This window comes from Mangrovivirga cuniculi, from assembly GCF_005166025.1.
Taxonomy (GTDB): Bacteria; Bacteroidota; Bacteroidia; order Cytophagales; family Cyclobacteriaceae; genus Mangrovivirga; species Mangrovivirga cuniculi.
The window spans coordinates 3,004,765-3,022,494 of the sequence record NZ_CP028923.1 but is presented as its reverse complement, the minus strand read 5'-3'; the positions used below and the strand labels follow the sequence as shown (position 1 = coordinate 3,022,494).

Annotated in this window: 18 protein-coding genes; all 18 read right to left on the bottom strand. The window is 34.9% G+C overall.

Annotated features, from left to right (window positions below; genetic code table 11):
• Positions 1–3 precede the first annotated feature (3 nt).
• Positions 4–561, bottom strand: coding sequence for a GNAT family N-acetyltransferase (locus DCC35_RS13205; protein WP_137091250.1), 558 nt, complete (start codon positions 559–561; stop codon positions 4–6).
• 235 nt (positions 562–796) lie between these two features.
• Positions 797–1,162 carry a GNAT family N-acetyltransferase gene (locus DCC35_RS20975; protein WP_217495840.1) on the bottom strand — a complete coding sequence of 122 codons (366 nt, stop codon included), beginning with the start codon at positions 1,160–1,162 and terminating at the stop codon, positions 797–799.
• Between the two features lie 77 nt (positions 1,163–1,239).
• Positions 1,240–2,349, bottom strand: a complete 1,110-nt coding sequence (locus tag DCC35_RS13195; RefSeq protein WP_137091249.1) for a lipid II:glycine glycyltransferase FemX — start codon at positions 2,347–2,349, stop codon at positions 1,240–1,242.
• A gap of 97 nt (positions 2,350–2,446) precedes the next feature.
• On the bottom strand, positions 2,447–2,989 hold the full coding sequence (locus DCC35_RS13190) for a hypothetical protein (protein WP_137091248.1): 543 nt from the start codon (positions 2,987–2,989) through the stop codon (positions 2,447–2,449).
• 342 nt (positions 2,990–3,331) lie between these two features.
• On the bottom strand, positions 3,332–4,918 hold the full coding sequence (locus tag DCC35_RS13185) for an acyl-CoA dehydrogenase family protein (protein WP_137091247.1): 1,587 nt from the start codon (positions 4,916–4,918) through the stop codon (positions 3,332–3,334).
• An 85-nt stretch (positions 4,919–5,003) separates the two neighbouring features.
• Positions 5,004–5,849, bottom strand: a complete 846-nt coding sequence (locus tag DCC35_RS13180; RefSeq protein ID WP_137091246.1) for a hypothetical protein — start codon at positions 5,847–5,849, stop codon at positions 5,004–5,006.
• A 30-nt stretch (positions 5,850–5,879) separates the two neighbouring features.
• Entirely contained in the window at positions 5,880–6,641 is a 762-nt protein-coding gene (locus tag DCC35_RS13175; protein WP_137091245.1) for a cyclase family protein, read from the bottom strand.
• A 209-nt stretch (positions 6,642–6,850) separates the two neighbouring features.
• Complete coding sequence (locus DCC35_RS13170; RefSeq protein WP_137091244.1) at positions 6,851–7,468, bottom strand: hypothetical protein; 618 nt, start codon at positions 7,466–7,468, stop codon at positions 6,851–6,853.
• Positions 7,469–8,075: 607 nt separating this feature from the next.
• Complete coding sequence (locus tag DCC35_RS13165; RefSeq protein ID WP_137091243.1) at positions 8,076–8,456, bottom strand: hypothetical protein; 381 nt, start codon at positions 8,454–8,456, stop codon at positions 8,076–8,078.
• 184 nt (positions 8,457–8,640) lie between these two features.
• Positions 8,641–9,207, bottom strand: a complete 567-nt coding sequence (locus tag DCC35_RS13160) for a hypothetical protein (RefSeq protein WP_137091242.1) — start codon at positions 9,205–9,207, stop codon at positions 8,641–8,643.
• Positions 9,208–9,328: 121 nt separating this feature from the next.
• On the bottom strand, positions 9,329–9,862 hold the full coding sequence (locus DCC35_RS13155; RefSeq protein WP_137091241.1) for a DUF1353 domain-containing protein: 534 nt from the start codon (positions 9,860–9,862) through the stop codon (positions 9,329–9,331).
• A gap of 706 nt (positions 9,863–10,568) precedes the next feature.
• Complete coding sequence (locus tag DCC35_RS13150; RefSeq protein WP_137091240.1) at positions 10,569–11,582, bottom strand: glycosyltransferase family 2 protein; 1,014 nt, start codon at positions 11,580–11,582, stop codon at positions 10,569–10,571.
• A gap of 260 nt (positions 11,583–11,842) precedes the next feature.
• Positions 11,843–12,346 (bottom strand): hypothetical protein, encoded by a 504-nt coding sequence (locus tag DCC35_RS13145; protein ID WP_137091239.1) that lies wholly within the window; start codon positions 12,344–12,346, stop codon positions 11,843–11,845.
• Between the two features lie 70 nt (positions 12,347–12,416).
• Positions 12,417–13,211, bottom strand: coding sequence for a fatty acid desaturase family protein (locus tag DCC35_RS13140; protein WP_137091238.1), 795 nt, complete (start codon positions 13,209–13,211; stop codon positions 12,417–12,419).
• The gene (locus DCC35_RS13135; protein ID WP_137091237.1) at positions 13,186–14,160 is read right to left on the bottom strand and encodes a hypothetical protein; all 975 of its coding nucleotides are present in this window, start codon (positions 14,158–14,160) and stop codon (positions 13,186–13,188) included. The genes DCC35_RS13140 and DCC35_RS13135 overlap by 26 nt, the downstream gene beginning before the upstream one ends.
• 55 nt (positions 14,161–14,215) lie before the next feature.
• Positions 14,216–14,983 (bottom strand): hypothetical protein, encoded by a 768-nt coding sequence (locus tag DCC35_RS13130; protein WP_137091236.1) that lies wholly within the window; start codon positions 14,981–14,983, stop codon positions 14,216–14,218.
• Between the two features lie 391 nt (positions 14,984–15,374).
• Positions 15,375–16,193 (bottom strand): TolB-like translocation protein, encoded by an 819-nt coding sequence (locus DCC35_RS13125; protein WP_175402819.1) that lies wholly within the window; start codon positions 16,191–16,193, stop codon positions 15,375–15,377.
• An 816-nt stretch (positions 16,194–17,009) separates the two neighbouring features.
• Positions 17,010–17,543 carry a ferredoxin reductase domain-containing protein gene (locus tag DCC35_RS13120; protein WP_137091234.1) on the bottom strand — a complete coding sequence of 178 codons (534 nt, stop codon included), beginning with the start codon at positions 17,541–17,543 and terminating at the stop codon, positions 17,010–17,012.
• Positions 17,544–17,730: the final 187 nt, after the last annotated feature.

The window sequence follows — 17,730 nt, the reverse complement described above, 5'->3', positions numbered from 1 at the left end:
AGATTATTTTTTAGACTCATGGTATTCCTTTTTTGTTAATCTGTATTGAATGATTGATTTATATTCGCCACCTTTTTTAACGTGATCTTTTAGAATCGCCTCTTTGATCATTCCGTTCTTTTCCATTACCTTTCCCGAGGCTGGATTTCCCTCCATGTAGTGGGCAAAGATCTTATGAAGGTTTAACTGATCAAATCCATATTCAAGAACTGCTCCGATCGATTCTGTAATATATCCCTTTCCCCAGAATTTTTCCCCAATCCAATATCCCATTTCCGCATGGTCGAATCGTTGAGCTATTTTTAATCCGATCACTCCCATAAATGACTTATCCTTTTTTGATAGAATTTTAAATGCTATGTGATCTCCCTTATTATACCCTTCGTTTATTTGACTCAACCAATTTTCTGCATCTTTTTGAGTATAGGGAAAAGGTATATTCAGGGTTTGAGCTTCGATTTTTTTATTATTTGCTTCCAGGACAATATCGGAAACATCTGATTCTTGTGGCTTACTTAAAATCAGTCTCTTAGTTTCAAGTATGGGGGTATCTTTAGTCATTATTATCTCAATAAGAATTCATTTTATATTCGAGGTTTGCTTTCACAGCTGGCCATTCAGATTCAATAATTGAAAAGATCACGGTATCCCGATAACTGCCATCTTTATTTATTCGGTCATTTCGAAGTACACCGTCTTGTTTTGCACCTAATCGTAATATAGCATTACGTGACCTGAAATTATACCAATCGGTTTTAAACTCTACTGCAATTGCATTTAATGATTCAAATGCATGTTAGAGAATTAAATATTTACATTCGGTATTTACGCCGGTTCGCTGATGGCTTTGTGAATACCAGGTATAACCCAGTGAAACTCTCTGATAGTCTGGCTTAGCATCATACAACCTGGTGGACCCGATTATTTTATTGCTTTTTTTCTCAACTATAGCGAAAGGCAGAGCTAAGCTTTGATCCTGATCAGTTAAAGCTTTTTCTATATACTCATTAACAGTTTCCTCCGAAGGTATGCTGGCATATCTCAGATTATAAAGCTGACCATCGGATGAGGCATTGACCAGGTCTTTTGCATGGTCTATAGTAAGGGGAATTAGTTTTACCAGATTCCCATTAAGGGTAACGGGCTGTAGCCAGGTTTTCATTTTGAAATTTTTGCTAGAAAACTAAATATAGTTGTCCTTAAAATGAAAACCTGAATTTATAATAAAGATATTTTATTTTAATTCTTTTGGCTACTTTCCACTATTCGTACACTTTGGTAGGAGCTTTGATCAAAAACATAATCCCAGCATCCCATTCGATGGTAAAGTTCACCTCCGAAACCTTTTTTGAATCGGTGGACACCGCTTAATGGGTGACTCTGATCCAGATTGGGGGCCGAACCGAACATATCGTATTCCGAGCATCCGTGTTCTTTGGCTATCTGGATAGCTTTCCACTGCAGGGCATAACTTGCAGGCATCTGATTCTGCATGGCGGTTGATGCTCCGAAAAGATAAGTTCCTCTTTTCTTAGAAAGGGCGAGAAACATAGACGAAAGCGGATTGCCCTCGTGCTCTGCCATGAGTAGCTTTACTTTCACTCCCTGCTGGCTTTCATCCTGCTTTTTCCAGATTTGCTCAAAATATGCAGGGTTTTGCTGTGGCAGGTTGCTCCTGATTGCAGTTTCTGTATACAACTTGAACCAGTCGTCGATTCTTTCAGATCCGTATTCCCGGACTTCAATTCCTTTTTTACCCGCCTTTTTGATCCTGTTCCTTGTATGATATCTCATCCCTCTGAGAAGTTCATCATTGTCTTTCTTGAGATCCAGGAAAAAGGTGTTCATTGGCAGGATGTCACCGGGGCTTTTGCGAAGATTCCAGTTTTGAGTATTGTAATTCAAACGCATTTCCTGGATATATTCAGATGGAGGACCTGTCCAGTTACCATTTTCATCATAGTAATCTTCTTCTTGCGACCATTGATTTTGCCAAAGGAGGTCGTATCTGATGAATACACAGTTCGATGGGAGGTGATCTTTGATTATTTCTGACAATTCTTCCAGGAAAGTACCGTGGTTTTCAAATTCAGGTTCGATTTTTGGTCCGTAGGGAACATAAGCGAAACAATGATCGGCATCAAGGTATTTGATCAGGATGAGTAGATCGTCATTGGTATATGTTATATTTTCTTCTAAAGAATTGATCAGGTCTTTTGAAACGGTGAGTTCAAATCCCGCAGGCAAAAATCCCTGGTCATTTTTTACCTTACCCCAAAAGGAGGTCTGAGGAAGGACATTTGTTGGCTTTAGATCGTTTATATCCTTTTTTACTACCCGGCAATTCATTGTTAAGCGTTCTTTTTACCAAAAATATCCGCAAAACAAGGAAAGATTTTTTACCTGGTAAACCTTTAGGGCATAGAATTTTAAAATTTTAAGGAGTTTAGCTGTTTCTAATGATTTCTTTCAAAAGAGATTTAACCTTGTCAGACTCATTATCGCCGGGTACATTGATCAATCCGAAATTATGATTTTCTGTATTCATGTAAAGTCTGAAAACCGGCCTTTTAGCTTCGTAACTCTTAGCTTCTTTTTTAATTGTGCCGAACTCTGAAAAACTGATGACTGTTTTTGGTTTTATCAAGCCGCCAACTGTGTTTTTTCTCTCAATAATAATGTTTTTGGTATTCAGATCGATAGTTACCCGTCTGTCAGAAAGTATATTATTTAGAATGACCCATAAGTCTAATATTGTAAACAATGAAATCATTAATACGATCAACACATCCGGATTAGAACTAGTGAATAACCATATCCACGGAGCAAATAAAAGGACAGAACCTAATAGAATAGTTGGAATCGAAAGGTCTTTTTCTTCTATTACAATTTGATCTCCTGAGATAAGTAGTTTTTTATCAAGGCTCAGGGTTGTCGCAATCGATTTCAGATCTTCGATCTTGTTACTTTCTATATCTATCTGGAACATCACATTACTATTAAAATTAAAAAATGAAGTAGAATCTGGAATGGTTGAGGTTTCGAATCTAAAAATTAATTTTTTCTACTCCAAGCCTATGACATGTTTTGTCAAAACAAGGTTATTTTTTTAAAAAATATCATCTGTAATAACCTATTGGCTCGTGCAATTATAAGTTAAAAGTTATATAAAAAGCAAATATCTTTTCTAATAATCGAAAATTATGTGATGTGATGGAATTCTTAAGAAACTAAAAATTTTAAATTGACAGTGTATGACAGTCCTGTTTTGAATCTATTTTTTAAGTGATTTTAGATAGTAAATGGGTATTTTGTCTTTATTGATGTGATTTTACTTGTTAACTTCTTTTAATGCCAAATCCTGGTATTGATGAAAAAGATCCTCGCAGAACTTATCCCAGTTTGCTGCTGTTTCAACGATCGATTCATCATTAGATATAAGAGATGAAACAGTCATAAAAGATTCAATTTTCCGGGAAAACTCATTTTTAATTTTATCCGGAGAATGTTGTAGGAGGTCATTGATAAACTCACTTGCCGGATACCATTCCTGTGCTCTTTTCAGGTCATTGAATATCTGGGTCAGTAATACATTTCTTGGTCCTTCCCATAATTCGTTGATGACTGAATCTCTGAATAGCCGGGGCAAAGCAGAAAAATCTTCCATTACTCCGTGGCCACCAAAAAACGACATGGCTTCCCTGATCACATTAGTACAATCCTGAGTACCGGTGATCTTCTGAAGCATGATCAATTCCCTGGTTCTGAACTTTTTCTTTTTATCTTCTATCGAGAGTTGTTTACCTGAATTTGATTTCTCTTTTATTTCCAGAAATTCATTATAAAGCTTGAAAGCTCCTGCTGTGGTTCGCTTTGCAAAGTGCTCTAGCTTTCTCGTCTGAGCTTTGACCAAAGGGAATTCACTGACAGGCATTCCGAAAGCTTCGCGAAACTCACTATATTTTACGGCTTCTCTTACTGCCCTGACCATATATGCAGCCGATGAAAGTCCGACGGTTAACCTGGAGTATGTGAGTACAATCTCAACCACATTGGCCAGGCCTCGGTCCATCGGACCGACAGGATAGGCTACTGCACCATCCAAAGTTATTTCGCAGGTAGTGAGTTCCCTTGTTCCCATTTTATCTTTAATACGGTCTATTGTGAAACCATTTCTTTTTTCTTTTTCCTTATCACCGGGTAACCAGGAAGGCATTACAAATACCGCAACCTTCTCCTCTCCACGTGGTTTGGCCGTTACCACCACATAATCTGCATGGGTGGCAGAACAAAAGAACTTAGATCCGTAAAGCTTCCACTGACCATCTTCTTTTACAGCTTCAACCTTGTTAGCCGGGATATCAGAACCACCTTGCTTTTCTGAAATGTATTGTGCACCGATACCGAGTTCTCCATCGATACCTTCTTTGCAATGTTGTAAAATTCTTTTGGTTTCCGGTGAATCAGCAAACTTGTTTAATAGCTCGACCAGTCCTTCGGTACAAGTTACCGGGCAAGCAATGCATGATTCGCCATTTTCATAGATCAACATCATTTTGATCAGTCGTACCCAATCGGATTGGTCATCAGAAAAAAGTTTTTCTCCATAGACCTCCTTTTCCATTTCTTCCACTTCATGAGGCCTTACGATCCGGTCAATTCTGTTATGGTAAGCATCATAATGAGTTAAGAAGGGACGTTTTTCCGGTTTTGAGATTCTTTCAGACAGGTCTCTCCACCGATAGGATACCTTTTGAGATATATTACGGGCTTCCTTATCCGCATCTTCCCAGTCTGTTCCTGCGAAATGCTTAAGCACTTTCTGTAAAAAGTGGTCATCAGTATAGTAATTAAATTTATCGCGCCATTGCAGGTACTCATCAAAGCTATATTGGTTGTTTCTATCAGGTAGGGACATGATCTTTTTAGTAAATAATATACGGTTATTAGTTACAAAATCAAAAATGTCGGATACTGATAATGAGTGTTTTAAACCAGTATTCTTAGTCGAGTTCGATAATGGTTTTTTCTGATTTGATGTATTCGGATGTCTTTTGCTCGATCTCCCTGACAGAATAAATTACCCATCCCGAATCGTGAATTCTCGAAGCTGTCCAGGTGGAATAAACGGGTTGCTGATCAGAGTTCTGGGTAAATATTTTCTTGATTAGTTCCTCATTCGCTTGTTGTTCTTTTTGTAATATGTAAGTGTAATCTTCCAGATCGACATCATCAAGCCATACATAGGTAGTGACCTGGGCTTCTTCCTCTTCCAGAGTGTGGAAGCCTAAAAGTTCGGCTTCAAATTCATAGGATTCTTTGTAGATAAGCTCTGAGCCGTGGAATTCATGAAACTGATTGATCTTTTCACGGGTGTTTTTTTCTATTCTATCCGACAGAGCCTGGTAAGACAGGGCTATATCATTCATTTTTTCAAGTGAATCAACCTTTTTGATCAGGTTAGCCTTAACTTCTTTGGTGTTGATCAGCTTTCTTAGCTTACCGTATTCATCTGTATAATATTTAAATGTCAGGCCTTTCATCATTGAGTCATGAATTTTGTTTTCCTTATTACCAGGTCCGCTTTCAACATTTTCAAAGTTCCACGACATGAGGTAAGCAGATTCAGATGAATCGATCACTGAAATTGCTACATCGTACTTGATGATCAGGTAAGAAGATGTATCACCGTCTTTTAGCGTCATTCTTTCCTCATGGATCGTGTAGTACTGAGTTTCGTTAAGATTCCAGTAGCTGATTACCTGGACAGAAGAATCAGCAGGATTGATTTGAGCCGATACAGTGAGCACTGAAAAGATGCAGGTAAGAAAAAGTAAAATGTATTTCATGTTGTTAGTAAAACAGAATGACGATTCAATTTATTCAAAAATAGCCACAACTCTTGCCGGGGCACCCGAAGCACCGACGATCTTTAATGGGAAAACCGATACTTTGAAACCAGTATAGGGTAGAGCATCGAGATTTACAAGTTGTTCCATATGGCAATATTCCTTATCCTGGCCTACCAGGTGGGCTTCCCAGAAAAGATCGGGATCATTGGTTTCCTTTGCCTTTTTGATCATGTATGGAAGAGGTAGATCCCATCCCCAGGCATCGATACCCATTACCTTAATGCCCTGGTCGATCAGCCATGCTGTGGCTGCGGCACTCATTCCTGTTCCTTTTTTATGAAAATCTTTGGTGCCATTGAATTTATCCCTGCCGGTTTTGATAAGAACGATCATTCCGGGTTTTATTGCCAGGTCATTTTTATCAAGAAAAGTTTTTATGTCTTCCACAGTGATGGGGTCGAAGTCTTTTTTGTGTTTCATATCGATGACGAGTCCTTCGCCATAGCACCATTCGAGTGGTATTTCGTCAATTGTCTTAGCCTTTTCACCATTAACAGTAGGAGAGTAGTGCCATGGTGCATCGATGTGAGTGGTGGAATGGATACCCATTTTTTGAATGGTGTCATCAGCCCATCCGGTAAAATTTTTTGGAAATAGCCTGAAAGGCAGACCTAGTAATCTGATCAACCACTTCGCTTTGCTATGCGGTTTGTGCTTGATTTTGACCTTCATAAACCAGGGGTCGTTTTTATTGTATTTTATAGGTTTGGAAAGGTCTACTATTTTCATGGTACTGATGTTGGTTGGATGAAATAACAAAGATATGGTTTTGATTGAGAATGGAAAATTTGATGGAAAGTAAGGGGTTTTATTGCAGAGATTAAATCCCTTCATTTCTTCAAAAGTCTGAAGTTACACTTACGTTAAACTCCGAACAGCCGAGTCTGGGTGGAGAGATTATCGATAAAGAGAAATGTAGTTTCTTAAATTCTAATTTGTTAATCCTGACGATGTTCAATGTAGGGTTTGAAATTCTCTCTTTTAAGTTGATTAGTTATTTTAATTAATTCTCTATTTAATTCGTCGATACTTTTGAGACGATTTTTTTTGATATTAAAAGAGAGTTTAGCTGATAGGATTTTATCGTTGTTAAAAACTTTTTTCCATTTTATGTAATTGTCAGATTTAGGATTTTTATTCTCAAATAGGATTTGAAAATCAATATTATTAGGAGTGTTTTGGTTTACATCGACGATTACTTGATAATCATTTATTCTATTTAATAGGATTATGTTAGTGAAATCATAAATTTTATTTTTATTGATTTCATAAGATTGAAAACCGATAGAAGTAAGTTGATTAAAGGGGAAATGGGTTAATGCTTTGTTTCTTCTTTTTTGGTTAGTCATCCAAATAATGATAAATAAAAAGAAGATAAGCAAGGTAATGGTGACAACAAATACAGCTGCAATTAAAAGGCTTTTAAAGGTTGACTGTTCCTGTGGTATTTTGGCAAAACTGTAAATTATTGCCATCATTATCGAAAATAATATGACGATAAGCAGTAACCAATTTTTTATTTTTTTACCATTTAGTCGAAAAAAATCTCTAATCATAAATAGTTTTTAATATTTTGATGGATGGTAAAATTGTGTGTGGCAATATCTTAAATGTCTGTATAAAACAATTTGTGAATTAATTTCTATTTTATTTTCATTATCATTTTATCAATTATATATCCACTTAGCATTAGAATTGTGATGCTTCCCGGGATAAATATTAAAGAATAATATTTGAATAGGCCAAAATTCTTCACATCCATATTCGAGGTAGATAAAAAATAAAATCCAACTACTAATAATTGTTGAATTCCATAATTCAAAATGTCTTTTTTGATCTTAGGCAGATTCTTATTATCAAGTTTAAGGTAGTGTGGAATTTTGTAGGATCTATAAAAAATGGCAAATGCAAAGTATATCCACCAAGGGAGAGAGTAGATTATATTCTGAAAAGTGTCCAATATATTTATAATTAAAAGGCTAAAGTATTAAAAAGTACCCCCTGTTTAGAGTGTTCTGCAATGCAACTTCAAATCTTTTTATGAAATGCAGAGTCTGTGACTCGCTATTCTAAAAAATAAAATGATCGGGATACATTCCCTGCTATTTATTAAAAACCTGAAGTTACGCTGTCTTTAAGCTCCAGACAGTAGAGTGAGGTAATTTAATTGTAGTACGTAAATATCAAATCCAAAAATAATTTTCTGTATATAATATTTTGAAATTTATTTTCCGGTATTTTATCTATTGAGTTCTTTAGGTGAGGACTTTTAATATCGGTCATACCACCTGCTTCGTATTCATTAAATGCTAACACAAAATCATATTGCCAGTTTTTTTTATCATAAAGTTTTAGTCTCTCGTATAAAATTCCATAGCAATTTATATGAGAATTTATTGGAAACAATAATATTGGATTAAAACCAATTTCTGTTTGGAATTCCTCAAAAAACTCATTGGGTATTTCTTTATCTAACAATTTAGAATACCCACTCTTACTTATTTCTTCTAAAAAACCATCTCTAATAAGTTTATTTTCGAGCAAGTGATGGATGTTAATTTTTTGATATAGTAGAGTATCTCGTTGGTAGTTATTTACTAAATTATTGTAAGCTTCATTTGTACAGAATTCGAATTTTTGATCAAAAACTAAATCTTTTTTCGATTTTACGGAAGAACATGAAAAAGTAAGTATTAGAAACATTGTATAGATTATATTTTTCACCATTCTATATCGAATTAATAAATTCATTCTCTTTTAATTTCTGAAGTACTGAGATCATTACTTCCCGGGGTTTTGTTAAATACTCAAGTTCTTTTGGTTGATATTTGGTTTGAATCATGAATACATTCTGTCCGTATTTTATATACTGATTTTGATGTTTATTAAATTCCTTAACTGACAGTCTCAAGTCAGGAAAGAATGTTGCTATATTTTTGATTTCTTCCAATGGTAAGTATTCCTTAATTTCAGGATCAGAGAATTCAATCTTTGATTTATCAGATGAATTAAATAATCTTTTCCATAAAGAGTTTTTCTCAACTTTCAAGGTCCATTTATGAGATGCTTCGATAGGGGAGACTATTGCAAGTCTGTTTCCTACACGGAATGATGAGCCAATTTCAGCAGATTTATTGAATTTGTTTTCATAGTAAATGTTGAATCCTTCAAAAACTTCGGAAGCTCTGTACAACTCCTGCTTTCCATAAAAGTAGTTGTTCTCCTTACTTTCGTCTTTTAGGTTATACTTCCTGACAAATAAATTCCAATTCTCATGTATTTTTTTCCAATTCAATTTTCATCTGTTTAAGCTTGAGTCCTTTTTAAGTGAATATTACTTTATGACCATGATACTATCTCTTCATTTTATTAATAGTCATAATTTATGCATTAATTATCTTCAGATAGTAGTTTCATTACTTTTCAGCTTCATCCTTTAATCCATCCTCAACTTCTTTAGTTGTTTTATATTTCCATCCACAAAACCACCACCCAAAAGCCCGGACTCCTAAATAAAAAACTGGTGTCCACATAAACCCGGATTCTTTTAACATATTATAAAAAATGCGATCAGCTTCTTTACGAGTTATTGGCGCACATCTTTTGTATTGGTATAACACATCGTGAACCATCGAAGCATAATAAGTATAGGGTTTATAATTTCCCTTGCCAAACCTTTTGAGCTTCCCATCAAAATTCCCCCATGTTATATGAAATAAATTCATTTTAGGAGTACAACCATCCCAGGCATAACCATCTTTATAAGATCCCTTGACTGTGATTTTTCCGTCCTTAGAAATGCTAAGCCAATTAAAGTCACAAACGCGATTTTTAAGAATATCAGTGGTATAGGAAAAATCATTTTTTTCTACGAACTTCCAAATTTTATGCTTGCCGTTTTTTAAGCATACTTGTTCTATTTCGCTGGTATAATTAATTTCTTTATTCATGATAAAAAGTGGCAAATTATTTCAATAATGTAGTGAGCATCTCAGTGAATATCTTCTGATTGTTGATATACCTTATTTGATAATTTTAAAATATATGTTTATAGCTCAAAAATCAAAAAATGAGTAATGTTTTGGACGTAAATATTGCCGGGTTACAATCTTATATTTTATATGAAAGCGGAAGTTTTGACAATGGTAAACTATGGCCGTCAGAGAAAGTTATTTTAACCACAAATCAATCGACCAATCAAGTAATTCTGGAAGAAAACTGTAGGATAGCACACTTAATGTTGAAAATCCATAAAATATAAAAATAAAGAACCTTGTATACTTCAATGTTAATTTCCTCGATTTAAAATGCCTTATAAATATTAATTCACCAATCCAGGAAAATGTAAATATAATATTAAGAGTCAGGCCAATTAGAATGTAAATTAAAGGAATTGTTATATAGCCTATAAAAAAACTCAAAAACCCAATAAACAACATGTAAATATTGTATACTATTCTGTTTTTCTCCCACCATCCAATTGTTCCTAAAATGGTAGTAGTTTTTCTTTTAAATAATTTCATTTCTAATTAATAAAGACAATGATGGATGATAAGTCATATAGAAAATTATGTTTTACATAACTATCGTTATTTATTGATAATAATTCCTTTTTTTAATGGTGAGGATACAATCACATATTAGCAAGTTGAATTTTCAAGAAAAAAACCAAAAGTCATCGATAGGTTTTTTATTCCATCTTTTAAGTTGCTCTTCTATCTCTTTTTTCCCTGAAGGAGACGCTACTGCAATTATGATTTGAGTATTTTCTTTAATAAGGACATCTTCATAATGTTCTATTCGGACATCGTATATGTCTCTGCCTATTTTACTTTCATTATCACACACCCAATGAAATTCATCGCCGTAAGATTGTAGAAGCTTGGCCATATCTTTCCCGTTTCTACCCGCTCCCCAAAGCACTAACGGACGGTTTGAATCTCGATCGAGTTCATAAAAAAAGCGCAACTTGAGATCAAAATATCTGTTGTCTTCATATTCTTCCCAGGTACGGGAAATCCGATCTGAGCGATCTCTCCAGTAATGCAAAATTTCATCTATCCCGACAATATTTAAGCCCAGCTTATAGAAGCGAAAGCACAGGTCATAGTCTTCCGGATAAACATCTGAGTTAAATGCTCCTGCAGCATCAAAATCATCTTTGTGTATAAGCCAGCAATGGGATGGAATGACGCACTCCCGATATATTTCCTGGTAATGCAGGCTTTTTTTGGCAACCTCATTCAGCCAGTTTTCATATTTAATAAATCCATCGCCTACTTCCCCTTCATCAACAAAATGCTCAGTTCCGCCGGCTATAACTGTTCCTTTCCCATATTTTAACCACTCATCTACCAGAACCTGTAATTTATAATCAGGCATTTTATCATCAGAATCCATCCTGTTGATCAGGGTGCCTTTCGCCCTTCGATATCCCTCTCTCAGGGTAGGTATCAATTTTCTCTGATCACTATTATAAAACCGAACTCTGGAGTCTTTTTCGGCATATTCCTTTAATATATTCGGGCTATCATCCGACGAGTGATCATTTACGGCTATAAGCTCCCAGTTTTCATAGGTTTGAGCCAAAACAGAATCCAGACAAGTACGCAAATAAGGTTCAGTATCCTTTACTGCCATAATAATACTTACAAGTGGTTGCTCTTTCATTTGCATAAAGTCTGTTCGAAATACGGTTTTATATTGATTTTCTGAAATATAAATCCCTTAAATGGTGTTTTATTTTCCAGTTACGTTATTTACAGTTCCAAAATTACCGGGTAAATTTTTAATATCCTGTCGGAAAAGCAATCTATTCAAATATCTATGTCTTTTTCCTTTGCCGAACCTGCAAAGAAATGATCGTTACATTTTATCAGAATGTTATTTATTGACTTTTCTGCCAAAACATATGATATCATGCCTGATCTTTATTTACTATTCAACCTGTTGAAATAACCTGATATGGCTTTTAGGTTTGATATCATCAGGTATCCGATCAGAATGTTTACGAAACTTAAGACTAAATAGACGTTTTCTCCACTATCTCTTTTCAATCCATATGTGTCTTCTCTTAGTGCTTGATATACTTCTGTCATCAATACCGATGCATTTTCAACAATTAAAAATCCACCCAGGATAAAGACTGATAATTTTAAAATCAATTCCGAATCTAAAGAAGAAAAGTCAATTCTTTCATCGTCAAAATGTTTATCCAGGTTTAACAGATCTACTATTTTACTTGCTTTATAGATCAATAAATAAAAAAACATCCCGATGATTATGACTGATATCAATCCTATTGAGACTGAGTAAAAATCACTTTGGAAAAGAATAAGTGAAAACGCAGATACTGTTGATGAAAATAAAGTTGATATTAAAGTGTAAAGGCCAAATATTTTGATAATCAAGATGAAAAAATCTCTTTTTGTCATAGTTGTAGATTTTACTTTCTGTGTATGATCGGTGTTATGTAAGGATATGAGACGTACACCAAATACCTGTTTATTTTAATGGTTTTATATTCTTTTTCTCAAAATAGGGATCTAATCTTTGAGCAAGTTTGACCCAATTTTTATGAGGCACCATCGGATACATATGATGTTCCAGATGATATAAATGATCGAGGGCGATTATCGAATAGAACTTTCCTCTAAATAACTTTGTCTGATGCAATTCATCTTTCCCTTTGGGATTATGGACAAGGTAAGAAGTGATGAATGGAATGATCCAGCTTCCTGCAATGATCAGACCGATATAAACAATGAATACATAATTATACTTCATTGACCATATTCCAGCTGAAATAATAATTAGAATTAATAGTCCTTCCAGCAGAATAATATTTCGAATTCTTCCCGATGTTTTTGACAAGGCCCAGAAGTAAATTTTGAACTGAAAAATAACACCTTCCAGCAAACTTCTAAAAAATGACATACCTGAAGCTTGTCCTTCGATATCTTCTTCATGGGGGAAAATCTTATGGTGATTTAAATGACTTTGTCGATAAGCGTGTCCACTTCTTAAAGAAATCAGTTCGATAAAACTTAGTAGAAAATCATTTAGTTTAGGATTGATCTTCAAGTTCATATGAACTAAGTCGTGCGATGTCGAACCATATGTAGTAAAACTCATTGCAATGGTAGAAAGAACCGCTAACACCCAATAGCCATGAAATGCAAAAACAAAATATAGAACAAAGAAAACCAAGGGTTGGGCAATGGTCTGAATTACTTTAAAACGGCTCAGGGTCAATAGATCCCGCCCTAATTCATTAATTGTTGGTTTCGAGTCTGTCATTATTTTGTGTCATGCTTTGGTGAGTCAGGATTAATCCGATAAAGGCCATAATTGCTCCTAAATATGCAGGTGCTAAATGTGTAAAGCTCAAATAATCAATCAGAAAATGAACCCCTATACCTGAAATAAATCCAACTGAAAGTGAAAGGAGCAAAATTTGCCATAGGTTTTTTGTTGGGGTACCTGACTTAATTATAAAGAAAATAGTCAGTCCGATACTAAACAGCCCACCGCCAAAAGATGCCCGGTCATGAGCAATTAATGGGGTCAACCTTGGGTTTATTTCAACAAAATCACCTGTACACATTGTCATATATTCAAGGTCTTGTGGTACGTAAACGAACGTCATCCCGACAATCATTATAACAAGACCGCCAAGTGTGATCCCTATTGATGTTATATAGAGGAACAAAAAACCAATCCCTGTTTTTGATTTAAAATCAATTTTATTAGTGGTGCTTTTAAGTGAATTAAAAGAAGGCTTTTTATCAAAACTTTGGTAAGATTTATATAGACCTAAGTAGAATACGGGAATTAACAGGAGTGATGCATATCCATGGTAGGAATCAAAATATCCATAGCCTAGATAGGTGAGGAAACTGGCAAAGCCTAAAAGTCCGGAAATAAAGAATACCCACCAGGCCCATTCTTGTTTTAACCTCAAGGGAAATTCAGATAACCAGATGTACAGAGCGCCAATTGAAATTAGTGTTCCTCCGAAGGATATTCTATCATGAAACATGAAATTCACGATGTTTTGATTCACTTTACCTAAAGTTTGGGCATCCATCCCTAAATAGCTGGTATCATGAGGCAGGAATTCACCAATAAAAGATTGAACGGTAACAAATACTCCTGAAAAGACCAATATTATTCCTGTGAAGGTCAGCAAATTTTTGCCTTCTGAAAACAGGGTTTCAAATATGCCACGCTGGTCTGCTTTATTCATTTTAAATTGGTGTCAATGGTTTTATGATATGCGCTTAATAAATTTTATAATCCATTTATTTTAACACTTTAACTACATTATCCAGGTATTCGACAACCAGCTTTATTTCTATTTTGTTATTTGGTAAATAATTATCCATTTGATCTCTTAATTCCCTGAAAAACTGAATTGCTTCGGTGTCATTTTCCATTCCCTCCATTACTGAAATAGAGATTTCATATTTGCTCCCATTTTTTACAACGTAAACATATTTGGCTACTGATAAATCAAAAAATCCGGTGTTGAAAAATGCTTCGGCAATTTCATCTACTTCTTTTTCTGAGATATTAGTGTTATCAAAATCAATCTCGTGTTTAACAGCAACTCCGTAAGTCTTAGTCGTGATGTTGGCCTGCTCTATTGAGTCGGCTAAAAAAGCAATAGAAAATATTGGTACAATTGTAATTAATGCTCCAATAATTCCAACTGCTATTACTTTTCCCCAGCCATAAAATACACCTCCCTGGTTTGTGTATTCTTCTACTTTTTCTTCCTGTATTTTTTTAAAGAGTGCGAATGTAATTGCGGTATATACAATGGGGATGATTTGATTAGGAATAGTGATGTTTTCAGGAACCAGGAATATTCCACCAAATAAGATAATGGTTACAATGATAGCAATTACCCAGGTGGGCTTAACTTTTTCAGGTTGTCCTAGTGCTTTGAAATTTTCTGCAAACAAATATCCTGCGACTAGCGGTCCACCTAAAAATGTTCCTACCCAAAAAGCTCTGTCTTTATATACTTTTGCTGTTGGAATTGTAGAGTCAATAGTTTCTGTCATCTTTGTAATCGGTTAAAACGATAGCATAAGAGGAACTCAGAGTCTCTTATTACTTTTAAAAATATCGTTGTTTTATTGTTAATAAATCCTATTTAATGCTGACGAAGCTTTCGTTTGTCAGAATCTGCGACAATAATAGCTGTTTCCAGTTCAAAATCAAAAAATCTATTTGTTTATACTATAGGGTTTATGTTAGTAACCAGTTGAAATCGTTTATTGAGTAATTAGTTAAAGGCTCAGGGTTAACTACATGGGTGATCGGAGGTGATATGAACTATGACTGATTCTATAAAAAATGGGAAATGAATCTTTTACTCAATCACATAGTTTGAGAATAAAGATAAAAAGGCCAGCCTGGAGGAAATCCTTTAGCAATTATCTGATATGGTTATCAATTATTTTCTAGTTCTGATTCGATATTTACCCATTTTATTTTCCAGGAATCATCTCTATCGTCAATAACTGTGAAAAAAAGAAATTTATCATCCGGTGTTACATAAGGATTTCCCTGACCCTTAGTATTAATATTTTCGTTTAGTTTTTTCGTGTTTGTCCATTTACCAGAGCCATCCTTAAAAGTGATCATTAGATCGAGATCTTCACCGATTGAAGCGAAAATCAGGTAATCCTCCGAAGGAGAAACATAGGGAGTGCATTTCCCTGAAGGTGTATCAGCGATAATTGATGCTTTTTGTGCCGGTTCAAAAACACCATCTGTATTTTTTGAAAGGTATATATCCATATCACTGTAATCCAAATTACTTGCATGAAAGTACATCGTTCCTGAATTGGATATAGTTGGGTGAGAAACTAGCTTATTTGCCAGGTTGGGAATATTTATAAACTCGGGAGTGCTCCATTTTCCGTTAACTTTACTGGATCTCCATATATGCCATGTCTCAGGTATTCCTTTAACTTTAGTTGGTCTGGTTGAACTAAAGTAAAGAGTATTGCCGTTCGGGGCAAAGCTCATTCCATGTTCGCTATATTCACTATTAAAAAATGCTTTTTCTGGTTCAGACCATTGACCATTTTGCTTTCTTTGAACGTAAACGTCAAACTGTTCAAATTGCCTGTCAGATATTGTGTAATAGTATTCATCTAGAGAAGGACTGAATATTCCCTTGTGAATAATAAAATCATTAGGAATGTTGTAGGTTTGAAATTCAATTGGGGTACCTTCCGGAATATTGTCAGTTAAAAAATCCACCTTAAAATTTTCTGATTTATTTTCGCAGCTCAGTGCTGATATTGATAGACATGCGATAAAATAAAGCTTTTTAATCATTTAATTAATGTCAATAGTATTATAATCGCTCATTGCTTTATATATAAACAAAGATCGTTTTTCTTTGATGCAATCTATTTTATAATGTTAGATCCTTTGTGCTTAAATTAAAATCGTGTGTGTTCTGAAGGTAATTAAATTTTACAGGCGGGAAGATAACTTCGTTTCCTGATCAATCAGCCGTTACTCTATCACTCTACTCCGGTAATATTTAATGCCTTTCTTAATAAATGAAACTTATTCTTTCAAATACAACTTGAACAGGAAAAATGAAATTAAGCCATCTATAATTAGTAAACCGCAAATTGATGATAAAATTCTCCAGGTTTCGTAGTTGCCAACTTTCCGGTAAGTACAAAAAGTACAACTAAAATATTGATAACTAACAAGGAGACAATTGGAAACATTAAGGCAAATTTGTTTTTCATTTTAATTATCTTCTAATCCTGATGAACTCGTATAGTCGTTTTAATGTAATAGGTTGACCAATCTTTATTAATAGCGAAAAATAATTATCGAAAGGTCAATTTCAAACTTTCCTTATCCGTTTATCCGTTAGTAATCGGTTAATGTTGGCTGAATCGTAAATTTCTGAGGGTTTAAATAGGAACTGGGTTTATTCTTCGCAAAAATGTTGTTTCTTATTACCAACTATACAATGAAAGCTATGACGATTTTTCTATCCTGAAGGACATCACAATCATCATAGCTATTGTAAATCATCATCCTTAAATATTATTAGGCGCTTTCAATGCCATCCCGATCAAAGACCTTGTGAACATAGTACACAGGCTGCCCCTGCACCCGTCTTCTCAAATCACTTGCCCATTTCATAAATGCCCAGTAACGATAACTCTGCGGGGCTTTCACTTCGTCGTCTAATTCAACAGCGAGAAATGTTCTGAAATCACCGTTGTAATACTCTCTGATGCTTGTGCCTAATTCATCAATTGTAGCTGGTAAGGAACCTTCTCCCGGCACGATTGCCGACTGGTCTGTATCCATATCATTTTGACCATCCCATGGGCGAACAGGAGGGAGGTAATATTTACTTCTCCAGGCTTCGTACCTGGCCAGCATATAGTCCAAATGATGAGTGAGGAATTCAGTTCCGGTCACTGTGGTCGAAAATGAGTTTGGAATATTGTCCCTGGTCCAGTGTATATGGTTTTTAGCTCCGGCTATTGGAGGAACACCAAGTTCCCCGGTGCCTAAATCTCCATATACAAGCTCATTTACAAAGTCGATGTAGTTGTTTCCTGTGGCTGCCATAATATCATGTTTGTTTTGGTTTGATTATTCTTTACCCGGTGATCAGGTATGGTGCGATTTTATTAATGCATTTAGATAGTATAAAATGCATATTTATTATTCTTGTTTTTTTGAATATGTCCTGGTGTTAAAATCGTTGATGAGTTTTTAATATCAGGATTATTCTAAAGAGAATAAATACCCAATG